This window comes from Flavobacterium sp. GSB-24 (assembly GCF_027924665.1).
Classification (GTDB): domain Bacteria; phylum Bacteroidota; class Bacteroidia; order Flavobacteriales; family Flavobacteriaceae; genus Flavobacterium.
Window position 1 is genome coordinate 2,379,236 of record NZ_AP027043.1, and the last position, 16,002, is coordinate 2,395,237.

Here is a 16,002-nt window from a genome sequence, read left to right on the forward strand (position 1 = left end):
AATAAAAACTTTGCGAACTTAGCGTAAATCCTTGTGCCCTTTGCTGTTAAACTTTAACAGTTATTAATTATTTTTTATTCTTACCGTTTTTGAAAACTACTTTTTCTACAACAACTGGTTTTCCATTTCCTTTTGGGAATGCTTTCTTTTTAGGTTTTCCAGCTGATGAACCTGACTTTGAAGAACTTTGATCTCCTCTGTATTTTTCTGAATCTTTTGGAGCTGCTTTAAATTCTGGTCTTTCTTTAGACGTTTCCTTCTTCGGAATTTCAGCCTTATGTTTCGCCAAAACGTCATTTGAGTTTTTAGGGTTTTCTTTCGTTCCTCTTAAATGAATTACCAATCCGTTTAAGAAATTACGCAAAACCTGATCGCCGCATTCCATGTAATTTGGGTGATCTTCTGCTCTAAAAAAAGCACCTAATTCTGATTTTGTAATTCTAAAATCTACCAATTCTAAAATTTCAACTATTTGATCATCACGGAGCATCAAAGCCACGCGAAGTTTTTTAAGTATATCGTTATTTGTCATAATTTTTGTTTCAGGTTTTTTTGTTTCAAGTTTTAGGATTTAAGTTTTTCCAATCTTTACTCCAAGTTAAACTCATTATTTATTTTTTGCAAAGGTAGTTTTTTAAAATGATTAAAATTGAGAATTAAATTCATTTAAAATGCCAGCCAATTTGTCCAAATCTTCTTTAAGATGATTAGCGGTAACTACAATACGATTGAGCGGTTCGGCATCTTTTGTGTATTTAAAACTGGCAATAATTATCTTTTCCTGTTTTAGTTTTTCTACTAAATCATTTGATAGAAGATAAATTAAAGGATAGTTTTTATCAAATTTAATATTGATGCTTTCGTTTAAAATCGAATCTAAGTAACTTAAGTTATCTCTAAGTTTTTGATGCTGCTTAGCATAAATTTCGGAAGCATCAGAAATAGTCTGAACAAAAGCAGGATTCATTCCCGCTGCGCTTGTAAAAACTTCCATTTCTTTTATTTGGTTGATAGTGGCAGCATCGGCTGCAATAAGACCTCCGGTTAAACCAAAAGCTTTCCCCAAAGAAGAAACCATGATTTTTCTTTTAATTGGATATTGAATTGAATTGAAAATTCCTGAGCCATTTTTTCCAATAATTCCGAAAGAATGGGATTCATCAACAATTAGTGTGATTTCTTTGTGATCGGGGATTTCTTTCAAGAAAGAGAAATCAACAGGTTTTGTTTCAAAAGAAGGAACTCCATCCGTTAGAATCGTTATTTTTTCAGATTTCGGATTCAGTAATCGATCATTTAATTTACCATTTTCAAATAAGGAAAGACTGTTTTCAATTCTAATTGCAGCATGTGTATCATTAAAATGAAAGAAACAATCCGTTTGTTTTTTCATTAAATCTATGACCAATTTTCCAGCCAGCATTCCTGAGGAAACCGTGACAGCATTTTCTGATCCAATATGCGATGCTAGAAACTTTTCACCGCTATCATAAGCACTTAATTTGACATTGGCAGTTCTGGAGCTTCCGTATGTAGTTCCCCAAGTGCGAATGTTGTGGATTACTAAATCTTGAAATTCTTTATTTGTTGGTAAACCTAAATAGGCAGTTCCGCCAAAATACAAATATTGCTCTTGGTCAATTTCAATAATTCGATCTGGGAATTGTTCGACTATCATTTTTATAAAAGTGTAACTCCAGTTCCGTTAAGATCAGAATAACTTACAACACCGTCTTTTATAGTGACGCCGGTTGCAATATCTTCAGCCAAAAGAAGTGCGCCATCCATATCCACATAATCCAATTGAGGCAGTAAATGTGCGATTGCAGAAATTCCAACAGTAGATTCGGTCATGCAGCCTACCATGGTTTTTAATCCCAATTTTTTAGCTTCTTCGATCATGCGTTTTCCAGGAGTTAGGCCGCCGCATTTTACCAATTTAACGTTCACGCCATGAAAATGATTGAAGCACTTTGCAACATCTTCTTCAATAATACAACTTTCGTCTGCAATTACAGGAAGAACAGAATGTTTAAAAACTTCTTTATGTCCTTCCCAATTATCAGCTTTCATGGGCTGTTCTAGAAATTCGACCCCTAGTTTTTTTAATTCAACCGCATTGTTGATTGTTTCCTCAACTCCCCAGCCGCAGTTGGCATCAATTCTAAAAACGGCATTGGTATGTTTTCGTAGTTCTTTTACAATTTCAATATCTTCTTTTGTTCCGAGTTTAATTTTATAAATCGGCCAAGGAAGTTCCTGCATTTTTGAAACCATTTTGTCGATAGAAGCAATTCCGATAGTATAATCTGTCATCGGGTTTCTTTCGGTTGTGTAGTTCCATAATTCGTATAACTTTTTACCTTTTTTTCTGGCATACAAATCATTATAAGCCAAATCTAAAGCGCACAAAGCAAACATGTCATCTTTTAAATATGGATGGATTTTTGCCCAAAATACCTCCGGAGTTTCATTTTCTGTACTTTCAATAATGCTTCTAATTTTTTCTAAATCCTGCATCATCATCGGAACCGTTGTATTGTAATACGGATTAGAAGTTGCTTCTCCAAAACCAGAAAAACCATCGCTTTGTAATTCTACAATTAATGAAGGCTGAAAATCAATTGATTCTCTTGAAATCGTGAAAGTATGTTTTAGTTTGAGATTGTATTCTCTTAAAATTAATTTCATTTTTATAAAAGTATTTTTTTATTAATAACCCAGCCAAATTAAAGCTTCAGCAAAATGATCGCGCCAAAGTTTTTCATTGTGTTCACCATTTTTTACAATTTTGGTTTTGTCCAGATGAAGGCAGTAACAACGTTTGGTATCTAGTAAACGTTTCATTTTAGTTAAATCTTTTACCATATCGTCACTTTCTTTATCACCGCACAGAAAATAAATTTTAGTTTTGATTTTGGATTGTTTTTCTGTGAAAGTATAAATATCATTAGAAAACCAAAAAGAGGGAGAAAAAACACCTGCTTTACCAAAAACGTCTGGATATTTCAAAGCACCGTAATAAGAAACCAAACCGCCTAACGAACTTCCGAAAAGAATGGTGTTTTTAGGTTTTGTTTTGGTTCTGTAATTTTTGTCGATATACGGTTTTAATATTTTTACAATAAATTCTAAATAATTATCAGCGTTTCCGCCGCCGTATTTTTCGTTTTTAAAAGGAGTAAGTTCATCGATGCGTTTTTCATTTCCATGTTCAATTGCCACAACAATTACTGGAGCTTTTAAGCTGTCTAATTTTTCATCGATATTCCATTCGCCAGAAAAAGAAGTTTTAGCATCAAATAAATTTTGCGCATCATGCATGTAAATAACGCTGTATTTTTTTTGAATGTCTTTTGAATAGTTTTCAGGAAGATAGATCCAGATTTTTTTTGAAGTATGGAGTTGAGGAGCCTCAATTGTAAAAGTCGATACATTTTTTGAAGCTGTACTTTGTGCTTTTCCGATAAGAGCAAATAGAAGTAAAACTGCTAGGAAAATCCTCTTCATTATCTGTGTTTTGTATTTTTGTTTAAAAGCAATATTTTAGCTAAAAATAATAAATTGATGAATACAGAAGCAGAAAAAAGAAGTTTACTTTTAGAAATGATTATGTTCGCTACTGTCGATGGACATTTGCATAAACGTGAGCTTGAATTTTTAAGACTTGTGGCCTTGGAATTGAATATTAGCGAAGAAGAATTTCAAGATTTATTTCATCAGGAAACCAAAGGGATTCCTATCAAATCTGAAATGCAGCGTATCAACCAATTTTATAGATTGGCTTTATTAATGCATTGCGATGGTGTTTTACACGAAAGGGAATTCAAAGCAATTCAGCAGATTGCACTAGAAATGGGACTAAATCCATCTGCTGTAAAACGTGTTTTGGAAATGATGAAAAAAGCCCCCAAAACCGTCATTAATCCGACTGTAGTTTTACAAGTTTTTCAAGAACAGCATAATTAAGCCAGCTGTTCTTGTAATTTTTTAATTTCGTCTCTCAGTTTAGCTGCTTGTAAAAAGTCTAATTCTTTAGCTGCTTTTTCCATTGTTTTACGTTTTTCCCGAATCATTTTTTCCAATTCACCTTTAGATAAATAAGCTGTTTCAGGTTCAGCAGCAACAGGGATAGGATGTCCTAATTCGTATTCTACCAACGGATTTTTGGTGAAAGCGCTTTCTATTTTTTTATTTAAAGCCTGAGGCGTTATGTTATTTTCAACGTTGAAATTAATCTGTTTCGTTCTTCGAGATTCAGTTTCGTCAATTGTTCTCTGCATGCTGGCAGTAATTTTATCGGCATACAAAATTGCTTTTCCGTTTAAGTTTCTTGCCGCACGACCAATAGTCTGAGTTAAAGATCTGTGATTTCTTAAGAAACCTTCTTTATCGGCATCTAAAATAGCAACAAGCGAAACTTCGGGTAAATCTAAACCTTCACGAAGTAAGTTTACTCCAATTAAAACATCAAAAATACCTTTACGCAAATCCTGCATGATTTCGATACGCTCTAAAGTGTCGACTTCAGAGTGGATGTAACGACAGCGAATGCTTACTTTTGTCAAATATTTGGCTAATTCTTCAGCCATTCTTTTGGTTAGAGTAGTTACTAAAACCCTTTCGTCTAATTCGCATCGAACCTGAATTTCTTCAATTAAATCATCAATCTGATTTAAACTTGGTCTAACTTCGATAACAGGATCTATTAATCCAGTCGGGCGAATAATCTGTTCAACATAAATACCATCTGATTTTTGTAATTCATAATCAGCAGGAGTTGCAGAAACGTAAATTACCTGATTTTGAAGAGCTTCAAATTCTTCAAATTTCAAAGGACGGTTGTCCATTGCAGCAGGTAAACGGAAACCATATTCTACTAAGTTTTCCTTACGCGAGCGGTCACCTCCGTACATCGCATGAACCTGCGAAACGGTAACGTGACTTTCGTCAACAACCATTAAATAATCACTTGGGAAATAATCCAATAAGCAGAAAGGTCTTGTTCCAGGCTGTCTGCCGTCTAGGTAACGAGAATAATTTTCAATTCCAGAACAGTAACCTAGTTCCCGAATCATTTCTAAGTCGAAATTGGTTCTTTCTTCCAGACGTTTGGCTTCTAAATGTTTGCCTATTTCTTTAAAGTAATCAACTTGTTTAACCAAATCCTGCTGAATTTCCCAAATTGCACCTTGTAATACTTCTGGAGAAGTCACAAACATGTTTGCTGGATAGATAGTCAGTCTTTTGAACTTTTCAATGACTTGTGAAGTCTTAACATCAAAAGATTCAATTTCCTCAATTTCATCTCCAAAAAAGTGAATTCTGTAAGCGTCGTCGGCATAACTTGGATATACTTCAACCGTGTCACCTTTTATTCTAAAATTTCCAGGGTTAAAATCTGCTTCTGTTCTGGCGTACAAACTTTGTACAAGGCTGTGAAGCAGTTTCGTTCTCGAAATAGCCTGATCTCTGGTTACCTCAATTACGTTCTTTTTAAATTCGACAGGGTTTCCAATACCATACAAACAAGAAACTGAGGCAACTACTAAAACATCTCGACGACCAGAAAGGAGGGAAGAAGTAGTGCTCAAACGCATTTTTTCCAATTCTTCATTGATAGATAAATCTTTTTCAATAAAAACCCCAGTTACCGGCATAAAAGCTTCCGGCTGATAATAGTCGTAGTACGAAACGAAATATTCAACGGCATTGTTTGGGAAAAACTGCTTGAATTCAGAGTACAATTGTGCGGCCAAGGTTTTGTTATGTGCCAAAACCAAAGTAGGTCTTTGTACTTCTTCAATTACATTAGCCACAGTAAATGTTTTACCAGATCCTGTAACTCCCAATAAAGTTTGATATTTTTCTCCGTCGATTACACCTTGTGCCAGTTTCTGTATGGCTTGAGGCTGATCTCCTTTTGGACTATATTCTGAGGAAACTTGAAATTTCATGTGTTTACGCTGAAAATTTGGTTTTGTAAAGATACAAAGTTTGAATGCTATTCTAAAAAATTAATGATTGCATCATTGGTGATTTTAGATTGGTCTATCGATAAAAAATGACCAGCATCTTTTATAGTTTTTGTTTGGCTGTTTTTTAAATATTTTTGTGCTCTTTTTAGACTTTCGTCAGAGTTAATTACGTCTCTATCACCAATTAATACCAAAACAGGATTTTGAATTGATTGTAATTCTTTATCTGAAAATGGATGCATTTTAAGCATGCTCGAATTGGATTTTGCATATTTGTTGGCGAGATAAAACTGCCTTTTGTATATCTGGCTTATTTTTTCTGGGTGCGTAGAAAATGTGGTCAGTGTTTTGCCAAATTTCTTTTCACTTGGAAATAATTTCAGCATCAAAGCTGACGTTGTTTTTCCAACTTTATCAATAAATTTAAAAGTTTGCGCTGGACTTAACAAAACGATTTTATCAATCGAATTTGGTTTTTGTGTTGCTAATAATGTTGCAATCCAACCGCCGCGAGAAGCGCCTATAATATCAAATTTCTTTAATTTATAATGATCGAAAATTTCGTTATACCAAATGGCAATTTCTTCAGACGAAAGAGGTTTTGCAGTTAAGTTAGATTTCCCGGGTTCCATCAAAAAGTCAATAGCATATATACGGTGGTTTTTGGCTAAAGCCTGAATGTTTGGATACCACATGGTAGAGCTTGCATCCATTCCATGAAGTAAAACTAAATCTTTCCCGTTTTTTGGCCCTGCAATAACTACGTGTGCTGTTCCAAAAGTTGTTTTAACGTTTTCCTCTGTATAAGGGATGTTCCAGAGTTTTAAAGCTTTATCGTAAGCGGTTTCATATTTCAGCTCTTCGCTTTTGGTTTTAAAAACATAATCTTCAAATTTTGCTTTTTTAGAAGCACAACTTGTAATTAAAAATAGTACGATTACCAAACGAGAATATAGTTTCAACATAGTTATAAAATTCAATTTAGCTTAAAGTTACGGGTATGGTAAGCGAATAGTGTATCAGAATTTTATTTTAAAGTATCATAATTTTACGATTTATCATCTTTCAAAGTGAGATAATAAATTTGGACAAATGCTAAAATGGCATTAGGAATAATAACGGGTAAAAGCCATTTGTTAAAATCACGGTAGTCGATTAAAAAAATGCCATAGATTACAAAACAAATGCATCCAAACATATTAATGAAACGGATGGTTCTAAGGTTTTTTAGCATGAAACCGCCAACAATAAATACTGATGCGAGATAACCAATATATTCTGCCATGATCTTGATTTTAAATTGCTTACAATAAATGTAGCGAAAGCAAATTATATAATCAAGATTTTGTTTTGGAAATCAGGTGTTAAAAGAAACGTTTTTGCTGCTGAACATCCGTTATAAAACTCCACGCCACAATACGGCTGTTTTTTTGCCCTTGTGACATTTCAATTGTTTTTACAGAAACGGCATTTACTTTTTTCAGAATTTTATAAATAGAAGAAAGATTTTCTTTTTTAGAAACCAAAGTGGTAAACCATAAAACCTGTGATGCATATTTAGCACTTTCATAAATCATTTGGGTTATAAAACCGATTTCGCCGCCGTTGCACCATAATTCGGCATTTTGACCTCCAAAATTTAAAACAGGATTTGTGTTTCTTTTTTCTTTGGGATTTAGATTGGAAACTTTTCTAGAGGTACTTTTATTCGCTTCTTCTGCAGAGGCATGAAAAGGCGGATTGCACATTGTAAATGTAAATCGATCTTCCGGCGTTATAATATTTTTAAATATAAAACGAGATTCTGTTTGCTGCTGCAGACTTATAGCTTCAATTAGTTTTGGGTTTGCTTCAATGATTTTACTGCAGTTTTCGATAGCTTTTTGATCAATATCTGTTGCTACAAAACTCCAATTGTAAATCGAATTTCCTAATATCGGATAGATTAGATTTGCACCTGTTCCGATATCTAAACCTAATATGTTGGATGTTTCTGGAATTTGATTGTTATGGGTTTCTGCCAATAAATCAGCAATGTAATGAATGTAATCTGCGCGTCCGGGAATTGGCGGACAAAGGTAATTTTTCGGAATATCCCAGTTTTGAATATCGTAATATGTCTGCAGTAATGCTTTATTTAAAGTTTTTACAGCAAGCGGATTACTGAAATCGACAGTTTCAATTCCGTGTTTGTTGATGGAAACGAAAGCTTTTAATTCGGGACAATTTGAAATAAGAAGTTCAAAATCATATCGTGAACGATGAAGGTTTTTTGGATGTAAATTGTCTTTTTGTGAATTGTTTTCTGCTTTCATTTTTCTTTATTTCTATGCAAAGATAGGGATTCCATTTTTACAAAAAGATATTATGAAAATGACAGCCCTAGCCCTGATGGAAGCGGCATCCTTTTGTGTCTCGTTTTTTAACGAGGCACAAAAGATACAGCGGACAGCAGGATCAGCTTCTAATCAAAACACTCCATCAAAAGCAGATCACCTTCGCGATGTGTTATGGTTACGATGCCATCTTTTTCGACAGAATTACTGCTGCCGGTTCGGTAACCCATTGTGAGGGTGTCGTTGTTCAATTCGTATTTTAAATTGCTGGAATTAATTCCGTTTACAACTCCAATAGGGATAAGGGAAATTGGAGTTTTTGCCGTATACCATTTTTCGAATTTTGATGGCAAAAGGAATATTTTTGAATGATCGTCGAGAATTACAATTTTAAGTAAATTACGGTAACGAACTATATTGGTAAGATTGGTAATCGTATGATCGGCACGTCTGCCAGTTGCCCAAACAACATTTACAGCAGGAATTTTTCTATCGACAAGATAATCAAATGCTTTCTCCAAATCTGTTTTGTCTTGATCTGGCGTATGAACGATTTCGATAGGAAATTGAGAAGTTTTGTAAATTTCAGGATCAAAACCACGATCAAAATCGCCTAGTAGAACATCGACTTTTATACCTAATTCAATCACTCTTTCTATAGCAGAATCTAAAACAATTACAAGTGGAGACCATTCTAACAATTGTCCTAATAATTCAGGATCGCAGGCGGCTCCATTTGCAATTATTAAAGCAGGTTCCTGATCGTCTCGAACTATATGGTGTGATGACATGTGATTTTTTTTGAATGTGGTGCTAAGTTACATTTAGAATTTTAGATTTCTAGTTTTTTGCCACAGATTTCACAGATTAAAAGGATTAATCTCTTTAATTCTTTTAATCTGTGGCCAAAAAATTAAAAATCAAATCAATCTTCGATGGTAATTAATTTGACCTAAATGATAGGCAAGATGTGTCGCAAGATGTACTAAGAAAAATCCAGTTGTCATTTCTTTTTCAAAAACAATTTGTGGATAAATTGCATTCAAATCTTCTTCAGTTAAAACCTCAAAGGCATTATTTACCACTATGATAGTATCTTCAATTTTCTGAATCAATTCTGATCTCGGAATGTCTTTTAATGAAAATTCTAACGGACGATTTCTAATGTATCCTGTTTTTCCAATTTCTGCTCCAATGTAAGTATTCAAATTACCTATTAAATGAAGACAGAGATTACCGCCAGAATTAGAAATGTCGTTATTAACAGTCCACATTTGATTTTCGTATTCATACGATTCAATTTCAAATTTCAGTTTATTTAAATCTCTATTGAAAAGTATTTTTAGTGTTTCGATTAGCATATCAATTTCTGTTTTTTATGGGAATCCAGATTTCTTCTTCAGAATCAGGATCATCTTTTTTATATTTTTCGTCCATAATTGCAAAATGAGGTCTTTCATCTACAACATATTCGGAGTTTGGAAGCCATTCTGTGAAAATATAATGATAGGTTTTATGTGCTTCTGCTGCTGGTCCTAAATGAAGAAAAACGGCATATAAGCCACTTGGCACAATTAGTGTTTTCATTGGTGTAGGATGATCATCAAAATCTGATACTTCTACAGCCGCCCATTTTTGAAAATTGTCATTAGGATCAAAATTATCAAAATGATTTTCAGGATAAACCTCTAAAGAATATAAATTAGAATTTACTACATTTTTTATTTCTTTTCTTTTGGGCATAAAACCACTCCACAGTTGAAATGTTTTATTTTCTATGAAAGACATTTCAATAGAATGACCGATAAGTTTTTTTTCGGCTAAGGTTTTAATTTGTACTTCCATTTTTATTTTGAAGTTATTTTATACTTGACTGTGTACGTTTCGCAAAGTGAAAAATAGCCTAAAGGATAATTTTCTTTAGTAGTTACATTGACAATATTTCCTTTTACAGTTGCCGGAGGAGACTGAAATGGACCTCCAAAATTACTACCAGCAATACTTACTAAAATACTCATATAATTAAAGTATTGTTTTGAGATTCCAGAATGTGTGATTTCAATTTCATTTCCAATTTCTAAATCATCATCATCAGAAAGACTGAAAAATTCATTACCGTTGAAAAATTTATCCTCATCTACATAGTAAGTTGATTTGACTTTATTAGGGTAAACATATTTGTATAAATAATAATTATCTGCATCGGCAGGATCATTATAAAACGCTTTTATTTCAATATCTTTTCCTGTAAAACCGCCTTCATTATTTTGATCTATTCGGGTAATGGGTGCTACTGATTTTAAGGTTTCATTTGCGATATATCTACTGCCTCTGCTAATTACAGTTAAGGTGTATTGTTCGTCGATAACTGGCTTAAAATTAATGCATACATATTGGCCTGTTTTTTTAACTTCTATAAAATTAAATTGTTCGTTATGACTATTTGTTATATAGACAATTGCACCAGAAACCGTTGGGATTGTGTTTTCAAAATAACCAGTTGTTGTAGTTAATCTAATTGTCTGTTCATTTCCTGTTGTTCCTTTTTCCCAATTAATGGCAGCTTCTATTACTAATTTTGGAGGCGCTGTATCTAAATCAACATCAACCACTTCTTCACAACTTGTGAAGAAAAAGGATATAAAAAACACGATTAATAATATTACTTTTTTCATAATATATTTTTTATTTCTTTGAAAGAAAGTATTTTTAGAACTTAAAATTATAACTAACGGCTGGTACGATTCCAAAAATGGAAGTTTTAACAGCTTCGTTATCACCAGTGTCTACATTTTGTCTAAAATTTATAGACGCAGCATTCATACGATTATAGAGATTGTAAATACTGAAAACCCATTCGCCTTTCCAATTCCTATCCTTATTTTTTCTTGGAGTTAAAGTCGCAGAAATATCCAAATGATGATAAGCAGGAAGTCGGTTTTCATTACGTAATCCGTAGCTTGGAACGGTAATTCCCAAATATTCATATTGCCCATTCGGATATGTAACCGGCTGTCCAGACTGCAATGCAAAATTGGCCCCAAATGACCATTTTTCATTTAAATTATAAGCGGATGTGATAGCTAAGTTGTGTGTTTTGTCATAAGCCGAAGCATACCATTGTCCGTTATTAATTCCAATTTCTTCTGGTGTTCTGCCAGGAGTCTGCTGTTCTGATTTTGACAATGTATAAGAAACCCAGCCATTAAACTTGCCTGTATTTTTCTTAACCATAATTTCTAAACCATACGCCCTCATACGGCCATTTAAAATTACTTGTTCAATAGCATAATTAGCAATTAAGTCGGCTCCATCAATATAATCGAGTCTATTTTTAACTTCCTTGTAATAGGTTTCAACTTCAAATGAATATGCTCCGCTGCTGATATTTCTAAAATATCCTAATGCAACTTGATCTGCAAGCTGCGGTTTAATGTATTTGTCGCTCGGCATCCATACATCTAATGGAGTAGGAGATGAGGTATTTGAAATTAATTGAAGATACTGTGCCATACGATTGTAACTTGCTTTTATGGCTTGGTCGTCATTTAATTGATAAGAAACTGAAAACCTAGGTTCAAAATTATTATAATCTTTTATCACTTTATTTTTTCCAAAATATCGTGTAGAAGTTGGTGTTCCTTTTTCGTAAATCTGAATATCGCTATTAAAAACGACTGCTTGATTATTGTCATAATAATTAATAGTTGAGGAACCTAATCTATAAAAAAGGCTGTAGCGTAATCCGTAAGCAACAGTAATTTTATTCGAAAGCTGACTTTCCGCATCTAGATAAACAGATGGTTCAAAAGCGTATTTTTTATCTAATTGATCGGGGTTAATTCCAGAATCTGGGCTGCTTGGTTTTATGGTTCCAGGATTAAACTCATAATAAGTTGCGTTTAAACCATAATTAAGTTTTAGTTTATCTGAAAGATAATGTTTGAAATCGTATTTGATGTTATAATTTTTAATTCCAGAATCCCATTTAAAACCTACAAAATCAAGATCTAATCCGTAGTAGTAATCGCTGTAAATCAAAGAGAGATTTGAAAATAATTTATCAGAATATAAATGATTCCATCTTAAATTCAAGATCGAATTTCCGTATATATTGGTGAAACTTTTATTCAAACTGAAAACATCACGGCCAAAATAACCTGATAAATATAAACTGTTATTATCGTTGAGTTTATAACTTAATTTGGTGTTTAAATCGTAAAAATAAGCAGCATTATTTTTGTCATCTTCGGAAAGTTTTAAAAATAAGTGAGCATAAGAAGCTCTTCCTCCAATTAAAAAAGAGCCTTTGTCTTTTACAATTGGACCTTCGGCAAGAATACGGCTTGAAATTAATCCAATACCGCCGTTCATGTGGAAATCTTTACTGCTTCCGTCTTTTTGGTAAATATCTAAAACAGAAGAAGCTCTTCCGCCGTAACGCGCAGGAATTCCCCCTTTATACAATTTTAAATCTTTGATTGCATCGGGATTAAAAACAGAAAAGAAGCCGAAAACATGCGATGAATTAAATATTGTGGCTTCGTCTAAAAGAATCAAGTTTTGATCTGCGCCGCCTCCGCGGACATTAAATCCAGAAGCGCCTTCTCCAGCATTGGTAACACCGGGAAGTAATAAAATAGATTTAAGTACATCGACTTCTCCTAAAACAACCGGCATTTTTTTTATAGTGGCAATAGAAAGTTTATTGGCGCTCATTTCTGGCGATTTGATGTTGATTTTGCTTCTGTTATCTGTAATGACAACTTCTTGAAGTTCTTCACCGTTTTCGCTGATAGAAAAGTTATTTTTGGTATTCTGATTTAAAAGGATATTTGTTTGAATGGTTTGGTAACCAACGTAGCTAATTTCAATTTCGTATTCTCCTTTTGGGATAGAAATAGAATAAAATCCGTATTCGTTTGTTGTAGTTCCTATTTTAAGAGTTGGAATATAAATATTTACTCCAATTAAAGTTTCGTTGTTTTTGCTGTCGCTGACAGTACCGCTTAAAGTGAATCGTTCCTGTGAAAAGGATGTAAAAATCGTTAAAATAAAAAGAAAAAATGCGCAGGTATTTTTTGTAATCATTACATTGATTTTGATATACATAGTTAACAATTCTTACTTAACATTTTAGCGGAACTTTTGTTAAACATAAGTTAAGATAAAAAAAGGACAACTTTTTGAGTTGTCCTTTTTAATATCATTGAAAAATGCACTATTAGTACATTTTGACAATTATTTAATTTTTGCAATAATAGCGTTGAATGTTTCGCTCGGACGCATTGCTTTACTTACTAACTCAGGAGTTGGCTGGTAATAACCGCCAAGAGTTTGAGGTTTTCCTTGAGCACCAATTAATTCTGCATCGATTTTTGCTTCGTTAGCTTCAAAATCAGCAGCAATTGGAGTAAAGATTGCTTTCAATTCAGCATCTTTGTTTTGAGCAGCCAAAGCTTGAGCCCAATAGAATGCTAAATAGAAATGAGAACCACGGTTGTCAATTTGTCCAACTTTACGAGCAGGAGATTTATCGTTAGCTAAGAATTTATCGTTTGCTTCGTCAAGAGTTTCAGCTAAAACAATTGCTTTAGAATTATCTAAAGTTTGTCCTAAATGCTCTAATGAAGCACCAAGAGCTAAAAATTCTCCTAATGAATCCCAACGTAAATATCCTTCTTCTGTAAATTGTTCAACGTGTTTAGGAGCAGAACCTCCAGCACCAGTTTCGAACAATCCACCACCATTCATTAATGGAACGATAGATAACATTTTTGCTGAAGTTCCTAATTCTAAAATTGGGAATAAATCTGTTAAGTAATCACGTAACACGTTTCCTGTTACAGAAATAGTATCTAAACCTTTGATGATTCTGTCTAAAGTAAATTCAGTGGCAGCAACTGGGTTTAAAATACGGATATCTAAGTTTGTAGTATCGTAATCTTTAAGGTACTTTTGAACTTTTACGATCAATTCTCTATCATGTGCTCTGTTTTCGTCTAACCAGAAAACAGCAGGAGTATGAGATAGACGAGCTCTGTTTACAGCCAGTTTAACCCAGTCCTGAATAGGAGCATCTTTTGCCTGACACATTCTGAAAATATCATTTGTTTCAACGTTTTGTTCCATTAAAACATTTCCGTTTGCATCTACCACACGAACAACTCCGTCAGCTTTCATTTGGAAAGTTTTATCGTGAGATCCGTATTCTTCAGCTTTTTGAGCCATTAATCCGACGTTAGGAACACTTCCCATTGTTTTAGGATCAAAAGCACCGTGTTTTTTACAGAAATCGATTGTTGCAGTATAAACTCCCGCGTAAGAACGGTCTGGAATAACAGCAATTGTATCTTGCGCTTTACCATCTTTGTTCCACATTTGTCCAGAAGTACGGATCATTGCCGGCATAGAAGCATCAACAATAACATCCGAAGGAACGTGTAAGTTTGTAATTCCTTTATCAGAATTAACCATTGCCAAAGCTGGTCCGTTTTCGATCGCTTTAGTAATGTCAGCTTCAACTTCAGCCTGCTCAGGTCTTCCAGCAATTTTAGCATAGATATCACCTAAACCATTTTTAGTATCCACATTTAACTCAGCAAATAAAGTTTCGTATTTTTTGAAAAGATCTGCAAAATATACTTCAACGATAGCGCCAAAGATAATTGGATCAGAAACTTTCATCATTGTAGCTTTTAAATGCACAGAAAGTAAAACACCTTCTTTTTTTGCTTCAGCAATTGCATTAGCAGCAAATTCTTTTAATTTTTTTACACTTAAAACAGAGCTGTCGATAATTTCACCTGCTTTTAGCGGAGTGCTTGCTTTTAAAACAGTTGTTGTTCCGTCTTTTGCAACAAATTCGATTTTAACATCATTTGCATCTGCAACAGTCAATGATTTTTCACTTCCGTAAAAATCACCGTTTGGCATAGAAGCAACTTTAGTTTTTGAGTCAGCAGACCAAGCACCCATTGAGTGCGGGTTTGCTTTTGCGAAGTTTTTAACTGCTCTTGGAGCTCTACGGTCAGAGTTTCCTTCACGTAAAACTGGGTTTACAGCAGAACCTAAAACTTTTGCATATTTTGCTTTAATTTCCTTTTCAGCATCGTTTTGAGGATCTTCTGGGAAATTTGGCACGTTATATCCGTGAGATTGTAATTCAGCAATAGCCGCTTTTAATTGAGGAACAGATGCTGAGATGTTTGGTAATTTAATAATGTTTGCTTCTGGCTGAGTTGCTAATTGGCCTAATTCAGCCAATGCATCTCCAGTTTTTTGAGCATCTGTCAAAGAATCTGGGAAGTTTGATAAAATTCTTCCTGCCAGCGAAATATCTCTGGTTTCGATTTCAATTCCAGCTGTTGCTGTAAAAGCTTGAACAATTGGTAACAAAGAGTAAGTTGCCAATAACGGCGCCTCATCAGTTAAGGTGTAAAAAATTTTTGATTTATTCATTTTCTTTTTTTTTTATAATCGTATCGTCAGGAGTTAACGATGTAAAAGATATATTCGGCTCAAAATGAGCGGAGCAAATATAATAAAATCACAACGAAAACGGTTGAGTTTTCCTGAGAAAAGGAGAAATTAACAGATTGTTAATTCGAGCTCCTTAAATTGCTAAATTGATGATTTTGATATTAAAAAATTACAGTTTTGATAGTGATGAAAATAGAACACAAAAA

15 protein-coding genes are annotated in these 16,002 nt (G+C 33.7%); 1 reads left to right on the forward strand and 14 read right to left on the reverse strand.

Annotated features, from left to right (window positions below; translation table 11 throughout):
- Positions 1-67 precede the first annotated feature (67 nt).
- The 4 genes from QMG60_RS10410 to QMG60_RS10425 all read right to left on the reverse strand — a co-directional run bounded on the left by QMG60_RS10410 (position 68) and on the right by QMG60_RS10425 (position 3,510).
- Positions 68-532, reverse strand: a complete 465-nt coding sequence (locus tag QMG60_RS10410) for a DUF1456 family protein (RefSeq protein WP_281867773.1) — start codon at positions 530-532, stop codon at positions 68-70.
- Between the two features lie 111 nt (positions 533-643).
- Positions 644-1,678, reverse strand: coding sequence for an aminotransferase class I/II-fold pyridoxal phosphate-dependent enzyme (locus QMG60_RS10415; protein ID WP_281867774.1), 1,035 nt, complete (start codon positions 1,676-1,678; stop codon positions 644-646).
- Positions 1,679-1,680: 2 nt separating this feature from the next.
- Positions 1,681-2,691, reverse strand: a complete 1,011-nt coding sequence (locus QMG60_RS10420; protein ID WP_281867775.1) for a dipeptide epimerase — start codon at positions 2,689-2,691, stop codon at positions 1,681-1,683.
- Between the two features lie 21 nt (positions 2,692-2,712).
- Complete coding sequence (locus QMG60_RS10425; protein ID WP_281867776.1) at positions 2,713-3,510, reverse strand: alpha/beta hydrolase-fold protein; 798 nt, start codon at positions 3,508-3,510, stop codon at positions 2,713-2,715.
- Positions 3,511-3,567: 57 nt separating this feature from the next.
- On the opposite strand from QMG60_RS10425, the gene QMG60_RS10430 reads away from it, so the two are divergent.
- On the forward strand, positions 3,568-3,969 hold the full coding sequence (locus QMG60_RS10430; RefSeq protein WP_281867777.1) for a TerB family tellurite resistance protein: 402 nt from the start codon (positions 3,568-3,570) through the stop codon (positions 3,967-3,969).
- Here the strand turns inward: QMG60_RS10430 and uvrB are convergent.
- From uvrB to QMG60_RS10480, 10 genes are all read right to left on the reverse strand, one after another.
- Positions 3,966-5,957, reverse strand: coding sequence for an excinuclease ABC subunit UvrB (gene uvrB / locus QMG60_RS10435; protein ID WP_281867778.1), 1,992 nt, complete (start codon positions 5,955-5,957; stop codon positions 3,966-3,968). The genes QMG60_RS10430 and uvrB overlap by 4 nt on opposite strands.
- A gap of 47 nt (positions 5,958-6,004) precedes the next feature.
- A complete protein-coding gene (locus QMG60_RS10440; RefSeq protein WP_057119220.1) occupies positions 6,005-6,943 on the reverse strand; it encodes an alpha/beta hydrolase in 939 nt (312 codons plus the stop codon).
- Positions 6,944-7,026: 83 nt separating this feature from the next.
- A complete protein-coding gene (locus QMG60_RS10445; protein WP_281867779.1) occupies positions 7,027-7,263 on the reverse strand; it encodes a uroporphyrinogen decarboxylase in 237 nt (78 codons plus the stop codon).
- 79 nt (positions 7,264-7,342) lie between these two features.
- Positions 7,343-8,293 carry a 23S rRNA (adenine(1618)-N(6))-methyltransferase RlmF gene (gene rlmF / locus QMG60_RS10450; protein WP_281867780.1) on the reverse strand — a complete coding sequence of 317 codons (951 nt, stop codon included), beginning with the start codon at positions 8,291-8,293 and terminating at the stop codon, positions 7,343-7,345.
- A 149-nt stretch (positions 8,294-8,442) separates the two neighbouring features.
- The gene (locus QMG60_RS10455) at positions 8,443-9,105 is read right to left on the reverse strand and encodes a thiamine diphosphokinase (RefSeq protein WP_057119210.1); all 663 of its coding nucleotides are present in this window, start codon (positions 9,103-9,105) and stop codon (positions 8,443-8,445) included.
- 129 nt (positions 9,106-9,234) lie between these two features.
- Positions 9,235-9,675 (reverse strand): DinB family protein, encoded by a 441-nt coding sequence (locus QMG60_RS10460; protein ID WP_281867781.1) that lies wholly within the window; start codon positions 9,673-9,675, stop codon positions 9,235-9,237.
- Position 9,676: 1 nt separating this feature from the next.
- Positions 9,677-10,159, reverse strand: coding sequence for a GyrI-like domain-containing protein (locus QMG60_RS10465; protein ID WP_281867782.1), 483 nt, complete (start codon positions 10,157-10,159; stop codon positions 9,677-9,679).
- 2 nt (positions 10,160-10,161) lie between these two features.
- A complete protein-coding gene (locus QMG60_RS10470) occupies positions 10,162-10,989 on the reverse strand; it encodes a DUF4249 domain-containing protein (RefSeq protein ID WP_281867783.1) in 828 nt (275 codons plus the stop codon).
- Positions 10,990-11,023: 34 nt separating this feature from the next.
- Positions 11,024-13,405, reverse strand: a complete 2,382-nt coding sequence (locus QMG60_RS10475) for a TonB-dependent receptor (protein WP_281867784.1) — start codon at positions 13,403-13,405, stop codon at positions 11,024-11,026.
- 150 nt (positions 13,406-13,555) lie between these two features.
- Positions 13,556-15,775: an NADP-dependent isocitrate dehydrogenase gene (locus QMG60_RS10480; protein ID WP_281867785.1), complete on the reverse strand. Its 2,220-nt coding sequence runs from the start codon at positions 15,773-15,775 to the stop codon at positions 13,556-13,558.
- Between the last annotated feature and the right edge of the window lie 227 nt (positions 15,776-16,002).

Coding starts and splice junctions, on each gene's coding strand:
- QMG60_RS10455 (WP_057119210.1), bottom strand. CDS start 9,105: ATGTCATCACACCATATAGTTCGAGACGATCAGGAACCTGCTTTAATA.
- QMG60_RS10415 (WP_281867774.1), bottom strand. CDS start 1,678: ATGATAGTCGAACAATTCCCAGATCGAATTATTGAAATTGACCAAGAG.
- QMG60_RS10425 (WP_281867776.1), bottom strand. CDS start 3,510: ATGAAGAGGATTTTCCTAGCAGTTTTACTTCTATTTGCTCTTATCGGA.
- QMG60_RS10440 (WP_057119220.1), bottom strand. CDS start 6,943: ATGTTGAAACTATATTCTCGTTTGGTAATCGTACTATTTTTAATTACA.
- QMG60_RS10470 (WP_281867783.1), bottom strand. CDS start 10,989: ATGAAAAAAGTAATATTATTAATCGTGTTTTTTATATCCTTTTTCTTC.
- QMG60_RS10475 (WP_281867784.1), bottom strand. CDS start 13,405: ATGATTACAAAAAATACCTGCGCATTTTTTCTTTTTATTTTAACGATT.
- QMG60_RS10445 (WP_281867779.1), bottom strand. CDS start 7,263: ATGGCAGAATATATTGGTTATCTCGCATCAGTATTTATTGTTGGCGGT.
- QMG60_RS10460 (WP_281867781.1), bottom strand. CDS start 9,675: ATGCTAATCGAAACACTAAAAATACTTTTCAATAGAGATTTAAATAAA.
- uvrB (WP_281867778.1), bottom strand. CDS start 5,957: ATGAAATTTCAAGTTTCCTCAGAATATAGTCCAAAAGGAGATCAGCCT.
- QMG60_RS10420 (WP_281867775.1), bottom strand. CDS start 2,691: ATGAAATTAATTTTAAGAGAATACAATCTCAAACTAAAACATACTTTC.
- QMG60_RS10410 (WP_281867773.1), bottom strand. CDS start 532: ATGACAAATAACGATATACTTAAAAAACTTCGCGTGGCTTTGATGCTC.
- QMG60_RS10480 (WP_281867785.1), bottom strand. CDS start 15,775: ATGAATAAATCAAAAATTTTTTACACCTTAACTGATGAGGCGCCGTTA.
- rlmF (WP_281867780.1), bottom strand. CDS start 8,293: ATGAAAGCAGAAAACAATTCACAAAAAGACAATTTACATCCAAAAAAC.
- QMG60_RS10430 (WP_281867777.1), top strand. CDS start 3,568: ATGAATACAGAAGCAGAAAAAAGAAGTTTACTTTTAGAAATGATTATG.
- QMG60_RS10465 (WP_281867782.1), bottom strand. CDS start 10,159: ATGGAAGTACAAATTAAAACCTTAGCCGAAAAAAAACTTATCGGTCAT.